This is a genomic window from Nocardiopsis baichengensis YIM 90130, assembly GCF_000341205.1.
GTDB classification, from domain to species: domain Bacteria; phylum Actinomycetota; class Actinomycetes; order Streptosporangiales; family Streptosporangiaceae; genus Nocardiopsis_A; species Nocardiopsis_A halophila.
The window spans coordinates 165,690-182,741 of sequence record NZ_ANAS01000004.1 but is presented as its reverse complement, the minus strand read 5'-3'; the positions used below and the strand labels follow the sequence as shown (position 1 = coordinate 182,741).

Genomic DNA, 17,052 nt, shown 5'->3' with positions numbered 1-17,052 from the left:
GCCGAACCGCCCCACTTCTGTAAAAAAATCTTCAGAAGTATGACTTGTGGTGTGACCGAAGTTGCCGCTAGGTTTCAACTGGTCTGCCCGAAGTCCTGCGGAAAGGGACCACATGCCCGCCTCTGCCCCGGCCACCCCGCCCCCGGGGGCGGCGCGCACCGCCGCGCCCACCGACCTCGTCGTCTTCGGCGGCACCGGCGACCTGGCGATGCGCAAGCTGCTGCCGGCGCTGCTGCTGTGCGAGAAGGACGGGCGCCTGGCGCCCTCCACCCGCATCGTCGCCGTCTCCCGCGACGGCATCGGCGACGCCGACTACCGGGGCAAGGCCGAGGCGGCCGTGGCGGACAACCCCTCGGTGCTGCGCGCCGGCGCGGTTCCCGAACCGGTGCTGCGCCGCTTCCTGGACCGCCTGCACCACGTGCCGCTGGACCTGGACGAGCCCGGCGACGGCTGGGAGCGGCTGGAGTCCCTGCTCGGACAGGCACCGGCGCAGGACGGGGCCGAGCGGGGACGGGTGTACTACCTGGCCGTGCCGCCCATGCTCTTCGGGCGCATCTGCGCCGACCTGCAGGCCCACGGCCTGGCCGAAGGCGCCTCCCGCGTCGTCCTGGAGAAGCCCCTGGGGCGCGACCTGCGCTCGGCCCGGGAGATCAACGACGCCGTGGGCGCGGTCTTCAGCGAGCGCCGCACCTTCCGCATCGACCACTACCTGGGCAAGGAGACCGTCCAGAACCTGCTGGCGCTGCGCTTCGCCAACATGTTCCTGGAGCCGGTCTGGAACAGCCGGTGGATCGACAACGTGCAGATCACCGCCGCCGAGACGGTCGGCGTGGGCACCCGCCACGGCTACTACGACCGCGCCGGCGCCATGCGCGACATGGTGCAGAACCACCTGCTGCAGCTGCTGTGCCTGATCGCCATGGAGCCGCCCGCCAGCTTCGACCGCGAGGCCGTGCGCGACGAGAAGGTCAAGGTGCTGCAGTCGCTGGCCCCGCTGACCGGGCAGGACGCCCTGCGCGACACCGCGCGCGGCCAGTACGCCCCCGGCACGGCCGGCGGCCGCCCGGTGCCCGGCTACACCGGCGAGCCCGGGGCCGACGGCGCCAGCTCCACCGAGACGTTCGTGGCCCTGGAGGCCTCGGTGGCCAACTGGCGCTGGGCCGGGGTCCCCTTCTACCTGCGCACCGGCAAGCGCATGGCCCGGCGCTACTCCGAGATCGTGGTGCAGTTCCGCGACGTCCCGCACCCCATCTTCCCCGGGCAGGGCGCGGGCGGCACGCCCAACCGGCTGGTCATCCGCCTGCAGCCGGAGGAGACCATCCGCCTGCACATGCTCGCCAAGGAGCCCGGCGCCGGGGAGCTGCGGCTGCGCCCCGCACCGCTGGAGCTGAGCCTGTCCGACCGCTTCGCGGTGCGCTCCCCCGACGCCTACGAGCGCCTGCTCATGGACGTCATGGCCGGCGACCCCACCCTGTTCATGCGCCGCGACGAGGTCGAGACCGCCTGGCGGTGGGTCGACCCGATCATCGACGCCTGGCAGGGGACCGACCCCGAGCCCTACGCCCCCGGGGGCACCGGCCCCCAGGGCGCCCACGACCTCCTCGCCCGCACCGGGCGGACCTGGCACGAAGGGGATATGACCTGATGACCCTCCATCCGCGCATCACCGACGTCACCGAGCGCCTGCGCGAGCGCAGCGCCCAGAGCCGCGCCGCCTACCTGGAGCGGATCCGCGCCGCCGCCGAGGCCGGGCCCGCCCGCGGCGCGCTGGGCTGCACCAACCTGGCGCACGGCTTCGCCGCCTGCCCGGCCGGCGACAAGCTGGAGCTGAGCCGCACCGTCCCCGACGGCGCCAAGCCCAACATCGCCATCGTCTCCTCCTACAACGACATGCTCTCGGCCCACCAGCCGCTGCGGGACTACCCCGAGCTGCTCAAGGAGGCGGTGCGCGAGGCGGGGGGCGTGGCCCAGTTCGCCGGCGGGGTGCCCGCCATGTGCGACGGCATCACCCAGGGCCGGCCCGGCATGGAGCTGTCGCTGTTCAGCCGCGACGTCATCGCCATGTCGGCCGCGGTGGCGCTGTCCCACGAGATGTTCGACGGCGCGCTGATGCTGGGCGTGTGCGACAAGATCGTGCCCGGCCTGCTGATCGGGGCGCTGAGCTTCGGGCACCTTCCGGTGGCCTTCGTGCCGGCCGGGCCGATGGCCTCGGGGGTCTCCAACGCCGAGAAGGCCCGGATCCGCCAGCTGCACGCCGAGGGCAAGGTGGGCCGCGAGGAGCTGCTCAAGGCCGAGTCCCGGGCCTACCACTCCCCCGGCACCTGCACCTTCTACGGCACCGCCAACTCCAACCAGATGCTCATGGAGGTCATGGGCCTGCACCTGCCCGGGGCCAGCTTCGAGCAGCCGGGCACCCCCATGCGCGAGGCGCTGACCGCCGAGGCCGGGCGCCGCGTGGTGGGCCTGACCCGGCTGGCCGGGGACTACACCCCGGTAGGCGAGATGATCGACGAGCGCGCGGTGGTCAACGCGGTGGCCGCGCTGCTGGCCACCGGCGGCTCCACCAACCACACCCTGCACCTGGTGGCCGTGGCCGAGGCCGCCGGGATCAAGCTGACCTGGGACGACTTCGCCGAACTGTCGGAGGTCGTGCCGCTGCTGGCGCGCATGTACCCCAACGGCAAGGCCGACGTGAACCGCTTCCACGAGGTGGGCGGCATGCCCTACCTCATCGGGCAGATGCTGGACGCCGGGCTGCTCCACCCCGACGTGGGCACGGTCGCCGGCCCCGGCCTGGACCGCTACCGCCACCGCCCCGAGCTCTCCGGCGACGGCTCCCTGGCCTGGGGGGAGGCGCCCGCCGAGAGCGGCGACACCGAGGTGCTGCGCCCGGCGAAGGACCCCTTCGCCGACGACGGCGGGCTGCGCATGCTCGACGGCAACCTGGGCCGCTCGGTGATGAAGGTGTCGGCGGTGGCGCCCGAGCGGCGCGTCGTGGAGGCCCCGGCCCGGGTGTTCGACTCCCAGGCCGCCCTGCAGCAGGCCTTCACCGACGGCGAGCTGGACGGCGACGTGGTGGCCGTCGTGCGCTTCCAGGGCCCCGGCGCCAACGGCATGCCCGAGCTGCACAAGCTCACCCCGGCGCTAGGGGTTCTCCAGGACCGCGGCCACAAGGTCGCCCTGGTCACCGACGGGCGCATGTCGGGGGCCTCGGGCAAGGTGCCCGCGGCCATCCACGTCTCCCCCGAGGCCGCCGCGGGCGGGCCGATCGCCCGGGTGCGCGACGGCGATACCGTCCGGGTGGACGCCGAATCCGGCACACTGGAGGTGCTCGCCGCCGACCTGGAGCAGCGCGCGCCCGCCGCGCCCACGGTGGACTCCTCGGTCGGCACCGGACGCGAGCTGTTCGCGGCCTTTCGCGCCGCGGTCGGCCCGGCCGAGCGCGGCGCAAGCGTCTTTGGAGGAGACCGGTGACACGTGTGCAGTCCGCCCCCACGGCCGAGCGCCCCTGGCTGGTCGGCGACATCGGAGGGACCAACGCCCGGTTCGGGCTGGTGCAGGCCGCAGGGGGGCGGCCGGTGCGCGTGGGCAAGGTGCCCAGCGCCCTGCACGACGGGCTGGCCTCGGCCGCCCGCGCCTACCTCGACGGGATCGAGGAGCCGGTGCGGCCCTCGGCGGCGTGCGTGGCGGTGGCCGGGCCGGTCGTGCGCGACCGGATCCGGCTGACCAACGTGGGCTGGGACTTCTCGGTCGAGCAGACCCGCACCGGGATGGGCCTGGACCACCTGGAGGTGGTCAACGACTTCGCGGCGCTGGCCCAGTCCCTGCCGGTGCTCGGCGAGGACGACCTGCTGCCGCTGGGGGGACCGGCCACCGACCCCTCCGAGCCGATGGCGGTGCTGGGGCCGGGCACCGGCCTGGGCGTCGCGGGCCTGGTGCCGCTGCCCGGCGGCGGGTGGCTCCCGCTCCCGGGCGAGGGCGGGCACGTCGACGCCCCGGCCGTGGAGGACATCGAGGCCGAGGTGGTGCGGGTGATCACCGCCGAGCGCGGGCGGGTGAGCGCCGAGGCGCTGCTCAGCGGCCCGGGGCTGCCCCGGCTGTACCAGGCCCTGGCCCAGGTGCGCGGCCAGAGCGCGCGCAAGCTCTCCCCCCGGGAGATCACCGCGGCCGGGGTGCACCCGGAGGGCGCCGAGCCGCTGTGCCGCGAGACCCTCGAGGTGTTCGCCGCCCTGCTCGGCGGGTTCGCCGGGAACGCGGCCCTGACCCTCGGCGCCACCGGCGGGGTGTTCCTCGGCGGCGGCGTGCTGCCCCGCATCCCCGAAGTGCTGCGCAACGGCCGCTTCCGGCTGCGCTTCGAGGCCAAGGGACGGATGACCGATTACCTGAAGAACATCGCCACCGTGCTCATCACCGCCGACAACCCGGCGCTGCTGGGCGCGGCCGCGCGACTGGACCACCGACTGGAGCGCCCGTGAAACCCCAGACCAGCCACGACCTGTTCGCCCTCGCCCCGGTCGTGCCGGTGGTGGTGCTCGACGACGCCGGCACCGCGGTGCCGCTGGCCCGCGCGCTGGCGCGGGGCGGCCTGCCCGCCATCGAGGTGACGCTGCGCACCGAGGCCGGGCTCACGGCGATCGAGCGCATCGCCGCCGAGGTGCCCGAGGCCGTGGTGGGCGCGGGGACGGTGACCACCCCCGGACAGGCGGCCGCGGCGGCCAAGGCGGGGGCGGCGTTCCTGGTCAGCCCGGGCTGCACGGACCGGCTGCGCGGGGCCATGGCCGACACCGGCGTGCCGTTCCTTCCGGGGGTGGCGACCGCCTCGGAGGCGATGGCGCTGCTGGAGCAGGGCGTGGACGCGCTGAAGTTCTTCCCGGCCGAGGCGGCCGGGGGCCGCACGTACCTGAAGTCGCTGTCGGGGCCGCTGCCGCAGGTGCGGTTCTGCCCGACCGGCGGTGTGACCCCGGCGAGCGCGCCGGAGTACCTGGCCCTGCCGAACGTGGGCTGCGTGGGCGGCACCTGGCTGACCCCGCGCGATGCCGTGGAGGCCGGCGACTGGGACCGCATCGAGTCCCTGGCCCGGGAGGCCGCGGCCCTGCGCCCGTAGGGGCGCGTCCCTGGAAGAGCCGGGAACGGTCCACCGGAATCACCGGTGGGCCGTTCTTGTGCCCGCTGCCGGTCCCCGCCCTCACGCGCGCCAGGCGTTCAGGCACCGGGCCATGATCCGGAACGGGAGGGCCCGCCCCGCGGTCTGGTCGACGGTGCCGGCCAGGTGCACGTCGAGCTCGGGGCAGTGGAAGAGCCAGGTCCCCGTGGCTCCGGAGTGCCCGATGAGGGTGACGGGCCGGTGGAGCGGTGACGCGGCACGGCCGACCGTGAAGAACATGGTGCCCAGTCCGTAGGAGAGGACGGGGGCGTTGCGCAACCGGTTGCGGCGCTCGGTGAGCGCCGCGGGCGAGCGCGGGTCGGCGAAGGGCGCACCGGCGAGCAGCGCCCTCTGGAAGGCGAGGAGGTCGCCGACTGTGCTGTACAGGTCGTTGCTGGAGGCGATCAGCGACGGCAGCTCCACACGCCGCCGCCCGGCGTGCAGGGGCGCGGGCTCCGCGGCCTCCGGACGGCGCGGGCGGTGCCCGGGAAGCCAGGTGTCCTCCAGGCCGAGCGGGACGAGGAGCCGCTCGGCCAGCAGTACGGGGAAGGGGCGGCCGGTGGCCTCTTCGAGGATGCGGATGAGGAGCTGGAAGCCGGTGTCGGAGTAGCGGGCCCTCTGCCTCGGGCTCCCCAGGTCCTGCGGCGCGAAGTGCGGGCGCTGCTCCCGGCGGGTGATCCGCACCGTGTCCTCGAAGGTCCAGGCCGTGTCGCGGCCCGTGGCCAGGTGCCGGTCCAGGCTCGGCCCCCCGCGGCGCTTCTCGAAGTGGTCGGGCAGTCCGGAGGTGTGGGTGGCCAGATGGCGCACCGTGACCGACGCTGTGCGGTCGGTGCCCCGCAGGACGTGCAGCCCTGCGGCCTCCTCCGGCGGCAGCAGGGCGGTGATCGGCGCGCCGAGGTCGAGCTCGCCGCGCTCGTGGGCCTGCAGGACCAGCGCGGCGATGAAGCGTTTGGTGATGCTCGCGATGAAGAACGGGGTCTCGGGGCGCACCGGAGGGGCACCGCCCGCGGGTCCGGCGGCGCCGCGCCAGCGCCGCCGCCCGTCCCCGCTCTCGACGGCCATGACCGCGTGGTGGGCGCCGGGCCGTGCGGCGACACGCCGCAGCAGGCGGGTCAGCCGGGCGTCGAGGCCGTCGGGGCCGCGGTCGTCCTGGTCGCGGACCGTCATCTGGTGCGGTGTCACGTCGTGCCTCCTGGCGGCGGGGCCCGCGCTCCGCCTCCGCCGGCCGGGGGCGTCGATCCGTCGGGCGGGGACCCGCGATGGCGACATGTCTACTAGACATGTCTATGAGAGGCAATAGACTCGGACGATGGCCCACGTGATCCTCGGACTCCTGCTGATCGCCCCGCAGAGCTTCTACGACCTGGTCAAGGCCTTCGAGGCCGGCATCGGGCTCTTCTACAGCGCCAGCTCCGGAAGCATCAAACGGGCGCTGGACCGCCTGCTCGCGCAGGGCCTCATCGAGACCGACAGCACCGAGAGCGGGGGCCGGCGCCGCAAGGCCTACCGCCCGACCGAGGCCGGGCGCGCGGAGTTCCGCGCGTGGATGACGGCCGCGCCCCCGACCGGCCCCGGCCTGGAGACCGGGGCACTGGCCAGGCTGTATTTCCTCGGGCTGCTGGAGCCGGAGGAGCGCCCGCGGGTGCTGCGCGGCATCGAGGAGCGCATCGAGCACGGCCTCGCGGCGCTGGCGGACCTCGACGAGCGCCTGAACGCCCGGAGCGCCCCTGAGGGCCTCCACGACGTCTTCGAGTACCAGCGGGCAACGCTCGACTACGGCCTCGCCTCGCACCGCTTCATGCTCGACTGGTTCCGCGACCGGGCCGGCCGGGACGCCCTGCCCGGCGGCTGACTCCGCGTGCACCCGCCCGCGCCGACGCGCGGGAGCACTCCGCCTCCGTATACCCCGGTAGGGTTGTCACGCCCGCACACGATAGGAAATGATTACCGTTTCCGGTGATGTCGAGCGGCAAGGGGACGGCCATGGGCGGGACGGGTATCGGAGGGGTCTTCGACGCCGGGGCGCGGGAGTTCGATGCGTGGGGCGCGCGGTTGTGGGACCCGATCGGCGAGGCCACCGTCGGCGCCTGCTCCCCCAAGGGCGGGGAGCGGGTGCTCGACGCCTGCTGCGGGGCCGGCGCCTCCGCGCTCCCCGCGGCCGCGGCCGTGGCGCCGGACGGGACGGTCGACGCGGTGGACCTGTCCGAGGCCCTCCTGGCGCAGGGGCGCGAGCGCGCCGCGCGGGCGGGCATCGGCAACGTGCGGTTCGTCCGCGCCGACGCCGCCGCCTGGCCCGAGCCCGGCGCCTACGACCTGGTCCAGGTGGTCCACGGCGTCGCGTTCTTCCCCGACATGGACGCCGGGACCGCGGCCCTGGCCGGCACCCTGCGGCCCGGCGGCCGGATGGCGGTCACGGTCTGGGCCGAGGGCGCCCTGGCCGGCTTCCTCACCCTGTACTTCGAGGCGATCGGGGCCGAGACCGGCACCCGGCCCGAACCGCCCGGATTCCAGCAGGCCCGCGACCGCATCGCGGACGCCGCACGGCTGACCGCGTGGCTTGAGGGCCTGGGGCTGGTCTGCGAACACGTGGCGCGCCACGACCACCGCGTTCCCCTCGACGCCGCCTCGGCCTGGGAGTTCGTCCAGGGGAACGCCGCACGGGGGCTGATGGACGGCCTGGACGCCCCGGCACGCGAGCGCGTGCGCACGCGGCTCGCCGACCTGATGGCCGAGCGCGGCGTGGCGGAGCTGGACGCCTCCTTCACCGTCGCCCTGGCGCGTCGCCCCGACTAGCTCCCGGCCCAGGCGCGTCCCCCGGAGTGTTCCCGCCCTGGGGGACGCGCCCCGACGGCTCATACCGTCGCGGAGAAGCGCCACCGCGTCTGGGCGGCGACCCCGCCCCGTTCGAAGCCGAAGGCGGTCACCGGGGCCACACCGAACACCAGCGCCGACCCGCCCTCCTGGTGGAAGGCCCCGTCGCGCACCTCGAAGCGCCACACCTCCCCGTACTTCGCGGCGAAGTCGTCGGCCAGGTCCGCCAGAAGGGCCTCGTCGCCCACCCGATCGGCGCGGCCCTCCACCACCACGTCCAGCCCCTTGTTCAGGTCGTTGGTGCCGGTGGTGAGCGTGCACTGCGGGTTGTCCGCCAGGTTGCGCGCCTTGCGCTCCTCGGGGCCGGTGCAGAAGTGCAGGGCCCCGTCCCGCCAGACCGCGATCAGCGGCGTCACGTGCGGCCGCCCGTCCGGGCGCACCGTGGACAGCCAGTACACGCCGGCCGACTCCAGCTCGCGCCGCGCCCGCGCCCACGGGGTGGGCCGGGCCGCCTTCCCGCTGTAGCGCGCGTCGAGTTCGCCCGCGGGGTCCGGGGTGTGCGTCATCGCCTGCTCCTTCGCTCCGTCGCCGAGGCCGTGGTGAAGGTAGTGACGGGCCCGGGCGGGCGAACTCATCGTTCCCGCCGCCGGCTCCCGGACTTTTTCCCTGGGGGATTGACAGCGGCCCCGCCCGGGTGGATATTCAACCCAGAGGTTGAGCAATGAGAAGGTTGAATACACATGGCGGACGACCGGCTCAGCGTGGTCTTCGCGGCTCTGGCCGACCCCACGCGCAGGGCGATCCTCGCCCGGCTGGCGCGCGGCGAGGCCACCGTCAACGAGCTGGCCGAACCGTTCGAGGTGAGCCTGCAGGCCGTCTCCAAGCACCTCAAGGTGCTGGAGCGCGCGGGGCTCATCACGCGGGGGCGCGACGCCCAGTGGCGCCCCTGCCGTCTGGAGACCGAGCCGCTGGAGGAGGCCTCGGCCTGGATCCGGCGCTACCGGGACGTGCAGACCGACCGGATGGACCGGCTGGAGGCCGCGATCGGCCGGATCCGCTCGGGGGCCGGCGACACCGACGAGGACGGGGCCGAGAGGCCGCAGAGAGGGCAGTGAGATGGGCAGGACGGAGTTCGTGATCGAGCCGGGCCGCCAGGACATCGTCACCGAGCGGGTCTTCGACGCCCCGCGCGAGGCGGTGTTCCGGGCCATGACCGACCCTGAGCTGATCCCCCGCTGGTGGGGGCCGGCCGCCTACACCGTGCGCGTCGACCGGGCCGAGATCGCCACCGGGGGCTCCTGGCGGTTCCTGACCTCGGGCGAGGACGGGGAGTTCGATTTCCACGGCGTCTACCACGAGGTGACCGCGCCGGAGCGGATCGTGCAGACCTTCGAGTACGAGGGCGCCCCGGGCCACGTGTGCCTGGAGACGGCCACGCTTGAGGACGCGGGCGGCTCCACCCGCTACCGGGCGGTGACCGTCTTCCAGTCGGTCGAGGACCGCGACGCCATGGTGGCCGACGGCATGGAGGAGGGCTCCGCCGAAGGCCTGGACCGCCTGGCCGACCTCGCGGCGGAGCTGGCGGAACGCGGGTGACGGGCCGGGGCGCGGCCCGGCGCCCCTGCGGCCGCGCCCCGGCGCGGTGGTGTGCGCACCACCCCCGGGTGAGGGGAGCACGGTAGTGCCCGCCGGGTGCGGGATCCGTAGCGTTCCGGGTATGCAGACGCTCATCCGGCGCCTCGGCGCCGACACCCGCTACGTCCTCATCGGGCTCCCCGCCTCCATCGTCGGGTTCGCCCTCGCCGTCGCCGGGCTGGCGGCCGGTGCCGGCACCGCGGTCCTGGGGGTCGGCCTGTTCGTTCTCGCCGGCACCCTGCTGGCCGCCCGGATGGCCGCCACGGTGGAGCGCAACCTCCTCCCCGACGTCCTGGGCCGCCCCTTGGGCGCCCCGCGCTACCGCCGCGCCGCGGCCGGCGCCGGACCGCTCCGCTCGGCCCTGGCCCCGCTCACCTGCGGCCAGAGCTGGATGGACGCCGGGTACGCGCTGGTGCGCCTGCCCGTGTCCGTGGCGTCCTTCGCGGTGGTGGCCACGTGGTGGTCCGCCGCCCTGGCCGGGCTCACCTACCCGGTCTACGGGTCGGTGCTGCACCAGATCCCCGGCAACACCGGTCTGCCCGAACTCCTGGGACTGGGCGGTTCGCTCGCCGTGTCGATCGGCTTCCACACGGGCCTGGGCCTGCTCTTCGCCCTCACCCTGCCCGTCGTGGTGCGGGCCGCGGCGATGCTCAACGCCTCGCTCGCGCAGGCGTTCCTGTCCCCCTACACCCCGGCCTACGAGGAGCCCGAGCCCGGCCGGCGCGCTCCGGCGGACGCGGCGGCACCGACGGCCCCGGCGGCGCAGGGCGGGCCCGCCGAGGCCGCGGCCCCCGCCGCCCGGTGAGCGGCGCGGCCCGGAACGCCGGGCGCGGCCTCAGTGCAGGATGCGCACGCCGTTCCAGCCCTGCCGGGCCCACGCCGCGGCCAGGACCTCCTCCAGCGGGTGGAAGTCCCGGTCGGCGGGCATCGCCATCTCCTCGTCGCAGGTCGTCGCCCACACGCACCAGCCCCGGTCGGCGAGCTTGAACACCGCGTGCCGCAGCTCCTCGGGGACCTCCTCGGGCGCCTCGGCGTCCCAGTCCGCGGCCAGGCCCCGGCGTTCGGCCTCGCGCCGGGCGACCTCGCGGGTGAACGACCGGGGGGTGTGGCGCATGCTTCTCCTCAGAGGTGGTCACGGTCCGCAGGTCATGCTACTGCCCGTGACCCCCTGCGGCTGCGCCCCGGCGCCTACACCAGGTCGCGCGGGATCGTGGTGTTCCACGTCTCGGCCGCCACGCGCGCACCGTCCTCGTAGGCGTCCAGGGTGGCGTTGAGCCGGAACTCCTCGGGGGTGGCGCTCAGCTCGGTGCGCGTCACCGTGCGGACCTGCCACCCGTCCCGGGCGAAGCCCATCCGCCACTCGGTGCGCCCCACCGGCGAGGAGAAGTCCTCGCCCTGCGAGCAGTACTCCTCCCATGCGCGCCGGGACACCTCCCAGCCGGTGTCCGGGAAGCGCACCGTCCCCAGGTCCTTGACCACCCGCAGCGACGACCAGTAGTCGACCAGGTCGCGGGAGAGCTCCCAGCGCCCCTCCCCCGGCACCGCCTGCTCGGTCTCCACCGGCGGGGCGCCCTCGGGCTCGGCGAAGGGCCGCGGCTCGGCCCCCGTGCCCTCCGGCCGGATCGGCAGGACCAGGGAGGTGCCGCCCTCCAGCAGCGCGGTGAGCACCACCGGCTCGGGCGGCGGCCAGGCCAGCGGCCAGTAGGAGGTGGACACCGACACCCGGATGCGGTGGCCGGGCGGGAACGCCTGGGCCACGCCGTTCATCGGGACCGCCACCCGGTAGCGCCGCCCCGGCTCCAGCGGCCGCGGGTCGTCGTGCCCGGTCGCGTGGGTCAGGTTGAGCAGCCCGTAGGTGACCCGGGTGGCGCGGCCGTCGCGCGCCACGTCCGACAGCCGCACCGCCGCCATGGCCACCGGCCGGTCGACGGTGAACTCCAGGTTGAGCACCGGCGCCCCGTGGATCTCCACCCGTTCCTCCAGCGGCGGGGTGTCGAAGACCAGCGAGCCGCCGTCGTCCTCGCGCTGGTCGTAGGGCAGGTCCGGCGGCGCGTTGTAGGAGCACCACTTGCCCGCGTACTGCCCCACGGTCAGCGGCGACCGCACCGAGGCGGCGTCGGGGCGCACCGGCTCGCCCGGCTCGCCGATCCGGTGCAGCCCGAGCGGGCGCTCCTCGTGCACGATCTTCGGCGAGGGCCACTCCTGCTCGCCCACCCACCGGCCGGGCCGCTCGGTGTAGGCGGTGGAGGGCGGCATGCTCTCCTGCATCCAGCTGCGCAGGACCGGCTCGGCGTCGATGCCGTTGTCGGCCCCCTTGAGCCAGCGGTCCCAGAACCGCACGCAGTGCTGCAGGAACCCGATGGCCGGGCCCGGCCGCCCCACCTGCGGGTACTTGTGCGACCAGGGGCCGATCAGCCCGATCCGGGGGACGGCCAGCCCCTCCATCAGCCGGAAGACCGCGTTAGAGTACCCGTCGGCCCAGCCGCTGACCGCCATCACCGGGACCCGGATCGCCGACAGGTCCTCGCACACCGACCCGTGCCGCCAGTAGGCGTCCCGGCGCTGGTGGCGCAGCCAGGTGTCCAGCCACAGCCCGCTGCCCTCCAGGCGGTCGCGCCACAGGTCCCGCCACCCGGGCCCGACCGCCGCGGGGTCGGGCGGGCAGGAGGTGTAGGCGAACATCGTCGAGGCCCAGGACAGGTTGTCGCCCAGCAGGCACCCGCCCATGTAGTGCACGTCGTCGGCGTAGCGGTCGTCGGTGGAGCACAGGGTGACGATGGCGCCCAGGCTGCGCGGCCGGCGCGCGGCCACCTGCAGGGCGTTGAACCCGCCCCAGGAGATGCCCATCATCCCGGTGGTGCCGTCGCACCAGGGGCGGGAGGCCAGCCACTCCAGGACCTCCTCGGCGTCCCGCAGCTCCCGCTCCAGGTACTCGTCCTGGAGCACCCCCTCGGAGTCGCCGCTGCCGCGCAGGTCCACCCGGGCACAGGCGTAGCCGTGCCCGGCCAGGTAGGGGTGCATGGACGAGTCGCGCAGCGCGGTCAGGTCCCGCTGCCGGTAGGGGATGAACTCCAGGAGCGCGGGCACCGGGTCGGTGTCGGAGCCGGCCGGTCGCCAGACGCGGGCGGCCAGGTGCACCCCGTCGGAGACGGGGACGGTCAGCTCCCCCTCCTCGATCACCTCGTGCGGGAACTCGGTGACGGTGCGCATGTGCGGTCAGCCCCCCTCGCCGCCCGCGGCGGCGTCCTCGTCGGGTTCATCGATCTCGAACGGCAGCCGCGCCAGGCACAGCTCGTAGGCGCGGCGCAGGTCCTCGTCGCTGCGCCCGGCGGTGAACACCTGGGCCAGTTCGTAGCTGTAGCTGTCCTGGGAGGGCATCCGGGACAGCCGGGTCCCCGGCGGGGCCGACACCTTGGCACCGGTGCCGGGCACGTCGCGCTCCATCCGGGCGATGTCCTCGGGGCCGGGGGCGGTGCGCACCACCCCGTCGGTGAACCGGCGCAGGAACCACTTGGCCGCGGTGGCGTGGCGGCCGGCGCCGGTCTCCAACAGGGGCTCGCGGCCCAGCGCCAGGCGGACCATGTGGTCGTGGTTGGGCACCCCGTCGACCTCCGCCATCAGCCGGGCGTGCGACTGGGAGTGGCGGGGGTTGATCTCCAGCAGGCGCAGGGTGTCGTCCCCGGGGTTCCAGAAGTACTCGATGTTGAAGGTCGTGGCGTCCAGGCCCATGCGCCGCACCACCCGCTCGCTGATGTCGGCGAGCCGTTCCGCCACCGTTCCGGGCAGCCCGGAGGGGTAGGTGTAGCGCAGGAAGCTGGGCGAGTCGGGGTAGGTGGCCGAGGAGACCACGCCGTAGACCACGGGGTCCCCGCGCCAGACGTAGCCCTCGACGGTGACCTGCTCCCCGTGGACCTCTTCCTCGGCCAGGCAGGCCGAGCCCCCGGCACGGGCGACGGCCTCGGGCAGGTCGATGCGCCGGAGCAGCCAGTCGAACGGGCTCCCCAGGTCGTCGATGCCCTCCCGGATGCGGCCGAGGGCCTCCCGGAACTCCTCGTCGTCGGTCACCCGGAAGGCCAGGGCCGAGGAGAAGGACTTCACCGGCTTGAGCCACATAGGGTAACCGACCTCGGGCGGCGGCGCCTCGGCCTCCAGGGGCACCTCGGCGAACGGAGGGACCGCGTCGGTCACCTCGCGCTGCTCGCGGCGGCTCCAGTACTTGTGCTCGCACTTGACGACGGACTCCAGGGACGGCGAGTGCAGCCCCCGTTCGGCGCACAGGATCGGCACGAGCGTGCGCACGGGGAAGTCCCAGAAGCCGATGACGGCGTCGACGCTGCCCTCGAAACCGTCGAGGATCCGGCGGGCGTCGTCCAACAGCTCGGGCAGCCGGTCGTGGGCGTCCCGCAGCTCCTCCATCTCCAGGAGCCCGTGGATCCGGTAGCCGCGCCTCTCTGCCAGCTCGTCCAGCACGGCCCGGTTGTGCGGGTCCGCGCCCAGCACGAAGACGTTGTCGCCCATCTCGTCCATGTGCCTCCCCTCCGCGTTCCCCGGCCGACTACCCGGAGGACGGGGCGATTACAGGAGGGGAGCGTTGTTTTGTCCGGTCTTTCCCGGGGTGTGGTTTTCACTACCACTCGACTACGGAAAGTCACACTTGGTATCTATACGTGTCGATCGGGGGCCTGGTCGACACGGCCCCGAGCCCAGAAAGCGATGATGATGACCGGACACCGCCTGATCACCAGCCTCACCACGACCGCCGCCGCCCTGGCGCTGGCCTCCGCGCCCGCCTGGGCCGACGATCCGGTGCCTCCCCCGCCCCCCGATATCGACTGTCCCGACATCGAGGAGCGCGACTTCGAGGTCTCCCCCGGCGACCCGCACAACTTCGACGCCGACGGCGACGGCATCGGATGCGAGGAGAACGGCGACGATGGTGGCGGTGCCGACGACGGCATGGACGGCGATGGAGGGGACGGGGCCGGTGGCTCCGATGACGGGGCCGCCATGCCTTCAGGCGGTGTCGAGGCCGGAGGCGGCGCGACGGACGGCATGGACCCGGCGGGTATCGCCGTGGGCGCCGCCGCCGCGATCGCGGCGGCGGCCGGTGCGCTGATGTGGCGTCGGCGGCCGGAGCGCCGGAGCTGACCGGTGCGAGGTTCGATGCAGGGCCGTGGTCGGGCGTGGTGCCTGGCCGCGGCCTTGACATTCGCCGGAGTGGCCGCTCCGTTCCCCGAAATAGGACGTGGGGCCGCCCCGGCGGCCGTGCCGCCGGGGCGGCCGGCCTCGTCCGCCGAGGCGGTGTCGTCGCGGTCGGCCCCGGTGGGGGTGGTGGTGCCGTCGCTGGATCTGCACGCCCGCAGGGTCGTCGGTCTGGGCATCGGGGCGGACGGAGGCCTGGAGGCACCGTCGGGGTGGCACGAGGTGGGGTGGTTCTCCGGCGGGGCGGCCCCGGGGGAGGACGGCCCTGCCGTGCTGGTGGGGCATGTGGACTCGCACCGCGGCCCGGCGGTGTTCTTCGGCCTGGAGTCCTTGGGGCCGGGTGCGGTCGTGGGCGTCGAGCGCAGCGATGGCGCGACGGCTTGGTTCGAGGTCTATGCCGTGGCGACCTACGGCAAGGGCCGGGAGGAGTTCCCCACCCGCCGGGTCTACGGGGCGACCCCCGGGCCGGAGCTGAGGCTGATCACGTGCGGCGGGGATTTCGACGAGGCAGCGGGGTCGTATCGGAGCAATGTGGTGGTGTTCGCCCGGCTGGCGCCGTGAGGGGCATCGGTTCGCGACCACCACCAGGGGCGCCGCCCCGCAGCCGTGGGGACACGGCGGAACGCGGAGCGGCCTCCGGCGATCGGCCATGGGGCCTGGCGCCCTCTGACGCCCCCCGGGAGGCGTCAGAGGGCGCCAGGCCCGCCTACCCCTTCATCTCCTCCAGGGTCTTGCCCTTGGTCTCCTTGACGAACTTCCAGACGAACAGGAAGGACAGCACCGCGAAGGCCGTGTAGACCGTGTAGGTGCCGGCGAGGTCCCAGTCGCGCAGGGTCGGGAAGGTGACGGTGACCAGCCAGTTGGCGATCCACTGCGTGGCGGTGGCCACCGCCATCGCGGCCGCCCGGATGCGCAGCGGGAACATCTCCCCCAGCAGCACCCAGGTCACCACGCCCCACGACAGGGCGAAGAACAGCACGAAGCCGCTGGCCGCGACCAGCGCCACCGCGCCCCAGCCGAAGGACAGCTGGGCCTGGTCGCCGACGACCGTGGCGTGGCTGAAGGCGAAGCCGGTCGTCGCCAGCGTCACCGCCATGCCCGCCGAGCCGATCAGCAACAGGGGCTTGCGGCCGATCCTGTCGACCAGGCCGATGGCGACGAACGTGCCGATGATGTTCACGATCGAGGTGAACAGGCTCAGCAGCAGCGAGTCGCTCTCGTTGACCCCGACCGACTGCCACAGCGACGCGGAGTAGTAGAAGATCACGTTGATGCCGACCAGCTGCTGGAACGCCGAGATCGCCATGCCGATCCACACGATGGGCAGCAGCAGGTAGGGGCCGCGCAGGTCGCTCAGCCGGGGCTTGACCTCCGTGCCCAGGGCCCGGTGGATCTCGGCGATGCGCCCCTCGACGTCGCCGCCCTCGACGTCCTCGAGGATCCGGCGCGCCTTGGCGTCCTTGCCCACGCGCACCAGGTAGCGGGGGGACTCGGGGATGGTCAGCGACAGCAGGATGTACAGGGCGGCGGGGAAGACCTCCACGCCCAGCATCCACTGCCAGGCCTGCAGCGGCCCCAGCTCGTTGAGCGCGCTGCCCCCGGCCAGCGACGCCAGCGCGTAGTTGACCAGCTGGGACACGGCGATGCCGAGCACGATCGCCAGCTGCTGCATGGAGGCCAGGCGCCCCCGGTACGCCGCCGGCGAGACCTCGGCGATGTAGGTGGGCGCGATCACCGAGGCGATGCCGATGGCACCGCCGCCCACCACGCGCCACAGCGCCAGGTCCCACACCGTGAACGGCAGCGCCGAGCCGATGCCGCTGATCAGGAACAGCAGGCCGGCCAGCTGCATGACGCGGATGCGGCCGAAGCGGTCGGCCAGCGCCCCGGCCACCGCCGCGCCCACCGCCGAGCCGAGCAGCGCCGCGGCCACGGTGAACCCCGTGACGCCCGGCCCCACCTCGAAGTGCGCCTGAATGGACTCGACGGCGCCGTTGATCACCGAGCTGTCGTAGCCGAAAAGGAAGCCGCCCATGGCCGCCGCGCCGGCGATCATGACGACATGGACGAGGTTGCCGGCCTCGGGATCCGAGGCCGAGGAGTGCGCTCGCGCCACGCTCCCCTCCTAACCGCGTTCAACGGGGGGTGATGGACAGGTCACGGCCCACCATGCTCCCGCCGCCGCACAGGTGGGCCGTGACGAAACGCGGTGTGTTGTCGTTCACAGGCCGAGGGATTGCCGTTTCGCGGTGCGGATGACA

The 17,052-nt window shown here is 74.1% G+C and carries 17 protein-coding genes; 11 read left to right on the top strand and 6 right to left on the bottom strand.

Annotated features, from left to right (window positions below; all coding sequences use genetic code 11):
• The first annotated feature begins 112 nt into the window (after positions 1-112).
• From zwf to eda, 4 genes are read left to right on the top strand one after another with little or no spacing between them, the layout of a single operon-like run.
• Positions 113-1,645 (top strand): glucose-6-phosphate dehydrogenase, encoded by a 1,533-nt coding sequence (zwf, locus tag C892_RS0102120; protein WP_017537654.1) that lies wholly within the window; start codon positions 113-115, stop codon positions 1,643-1,645.
• Complete coding sequence (gene edd / locus C892_RS0102115; protein WP_017555842.1) at positions 1,645-3,474, top strand: phosphogluconate dehydratase; 1,830 nt, start codon at positions 1,645-1,647, stop codon at positions 3,472-3,474. The genes zwf and edd overlap by 1 nt, the downstream gene beginning before the upstream one ends.
• 5 nt (positions 3,475-3,479) lie before the next feature.
• Positions 3,480-4,475, top strand: coding sequence for a glucokinase (gene glk / locus C892_RS0102110; RefSeq protein ID WP_017555841.1), 996 nt, complete (start codon positions 3,480-3,482; stop codon positions 4,473-4,475).
• Positions 4,472-5,104, top strand: coding sequence for a bifunctional 4-hydroxy-2-oxoglutarate aldolase/2-dehydro-3-deoxy-phosphogluconate aldolase (gene eda, locus C892_RS0102105; protein ID WP_017555840.1), 633 nt, complete (start codon positions 4,472-4,474; stop codon positions 5,102-5,104). Before glk ends, eda begins: the two co-directional genes overlap by 4 nt.
• A gap of 81 nt (positions 5,105-5,185) precedes the next feature.
• Here eda and C892_RS0102100 read toward each other — a convergent pair whose 3' ends face one another.
• On the bottom strand, positions 5,186-6,310 hold the full coding sequence (locus C892_RS0102100) for a serine hydrolase domain-containing protein (RefSeq protein WP_017555839.1): 1,125 nt from the start codon (positions 6,308-6,310) through the stop codon (positions 5,186-5,188).
• A 142-nt stretch (positions 6,311-6,452) separates the two neighbouring features.
• On the opposite strand from C892_RS0102100, the gene C892_RS0102095 reads away from it, so the two are divergent.
• Both C892_RS0102095 and C892_RS0102090 read left to right on the top strand, forming a co-directional pair.
• On the top strand, positions 6,453-6,995 hold the full coding sequence (locus C892_RS0102095; protein WP_017555838.1) for a PadR family transcriptional regulator: 543 nt from the start codon (positions 6,453-6,455) through the stop codon (positions 6,993-6,995).
• A 107-nt stretch (positions 6,996-7,102) separates the two neighbouring features.
• Positions 7,103-7,936, top strand: a complete 834-nt coding sequence (locus C892_RS0102090) for a methyltransferase domain-containing protein (protein WP_017555837.1) — start codon at positions 7,103-7,105, stop codon at positions 7,934-7,936.
• A 59-nt stretch (positions 7,937-7,995) separates the two neighbouring features.
• Here C892_RS0102090 and C892_RS0102085 read toward each other — a convergent pair whose 3' ends face one another.
• Positions 7,996-8,520, bottom strand: a complete 525-nt coding sequence (locus C892_RS0102085) for a pyridoxamine 5'-phosphate oxidase family protein (protein ID WP_017555836.1) — start codon at positions 8,518-8,520, stop codon at positions 7,996-7,998.
• Between the two features lie 174 nt (positions 8,521-8,694).
• Between C892_RS0102085 and C892_RS0102080 the strand changes: the two genes are divergently transcribed.
• From C892_RS0102080 to C892_RS0102070, 3 genes are all read left to right on the top strand, one after another.
• Positions 8,695-9,069, top strand: a complete 375-nt coding sequence (locus tag C892_RS0102080) for an ArsR/SmtB family transcription factor (RefSeq protein ID WP_017537646.1) — start codon at positions 8,695-8,697, stop codon at positions 9,067-9,069.
• Position 9,070: 1 nt separating this feature from the next.
• The gene (locus C892_RS0102075; RefSeq protein ID WP_017555835.1) at positions 9,071-9,550 is read left to right on the top strand and encodes an SRPBCC family protein; all 480 of its coding nucleotides are present in this window, start codon (positions 9,071-9,073) and stop codon (positions 9,548-9,550) included.
• 121 nt (positions 9,551-9,671) lie between these two features.
• On the top strand, positions 9,672-10,394 hold the full coding sequence (locus C892_RS0102070) for a sensor domain-containing protein (protein WP_017555834.1): 723 nt from the start codon (positions 9,672-9,674) through the stop codon (positions 10,392-10,394).
• 30 nt (positions 10,395-10,424) lie between these two features.
• Here the strand turns inward: C892_RS0102070 and C892_RS0102065 are convergent, their stop codons facing one another.
• The 3 genes from C892_RS0102065 to C892_RS0102055 form a co-directional block, all read right to left on the bottom strand.
• Positions 10,425-10,703: a hypothetical protein gene (locus tag C892_RS0102065; protein ID WP_017555833.1), complete on the bottom strand. Its 279-nt coding sequence runs from the start codon at positions 10,701-10,703 to the stop codon at positions 10,425-10,427.
• Positions 10,704-10,777: 74 nt separating this feature from the next.
• Positions 10,778-12,799 (bottom strand): CocE/NonD family hydrolase, encoded by a 2,022-nt coding sequence (locus tag C892_RS0102060; RefSeq protein WP_017555832.1) that lies wholly within the window; start codon positions 12,797-12,799, stop codon positions 10,778-10,780.
• Between the two features lie 6 nt (positions 12,800-12,805).
• Positions 12,806-14,116 (bottom strand): ATP-grasp domain-containing protein, encoded by a 1,311-nt coding sequence (locus C892_RS0102055; RefSeq protein ID WP_017555831.1) that lies wholly within the window; start codon positions 14,114-14,116, stop codon positions 12,806-12,808.
• Between the two features lie 189 nt (positions 14,117-14,305).
• On the opposite strand from C892_RS0102055, the gene C892_RS31710 reads away from it, so the two are divergent.
• Positions 14,306-14,737: a GVDTG sorting domain-containing protein gene (locus tag C892_RS31710; protein ID WP_193374729.1), complete on the top strand. Its 432-nt coding sequence runs from the start codon at positions 14,306-14,308 to the stop codon at positions 14,735-14,737.
• Positions 14,738-14,752: 15 nt separating this feature from the next.
• Positions 14,753-15,352, top strand: a complete 600-nt coding sequence (locus C892_RS28385) for a class F sortase (RefSeq protein ID WP_083934302.1) — start codon at positions 14,753-14,755, stop codon at positions 15,350-15,352.
• 145 nt (positions 15,353-15,497) lie between these two features.
• On the opposite strand, the gene C892_RS0102035 is transcribed toward C892_RS28385, so the two are convergent.
• The gene (locus C892_RS0102035) at positions 15,498-16,907 is read right to left on the bottom strand and encodes a sugar porter family MFS transporter (RefSeq protein ID WP_017555828.1); all 1,410 of its coding nucleotides are present in this window, start codon (positions 16,905-16,907) and stop codon (positions 15,498-15,500) included.
• Positions 16,908-17,052 lie beyond the last annotated feature (145 nt).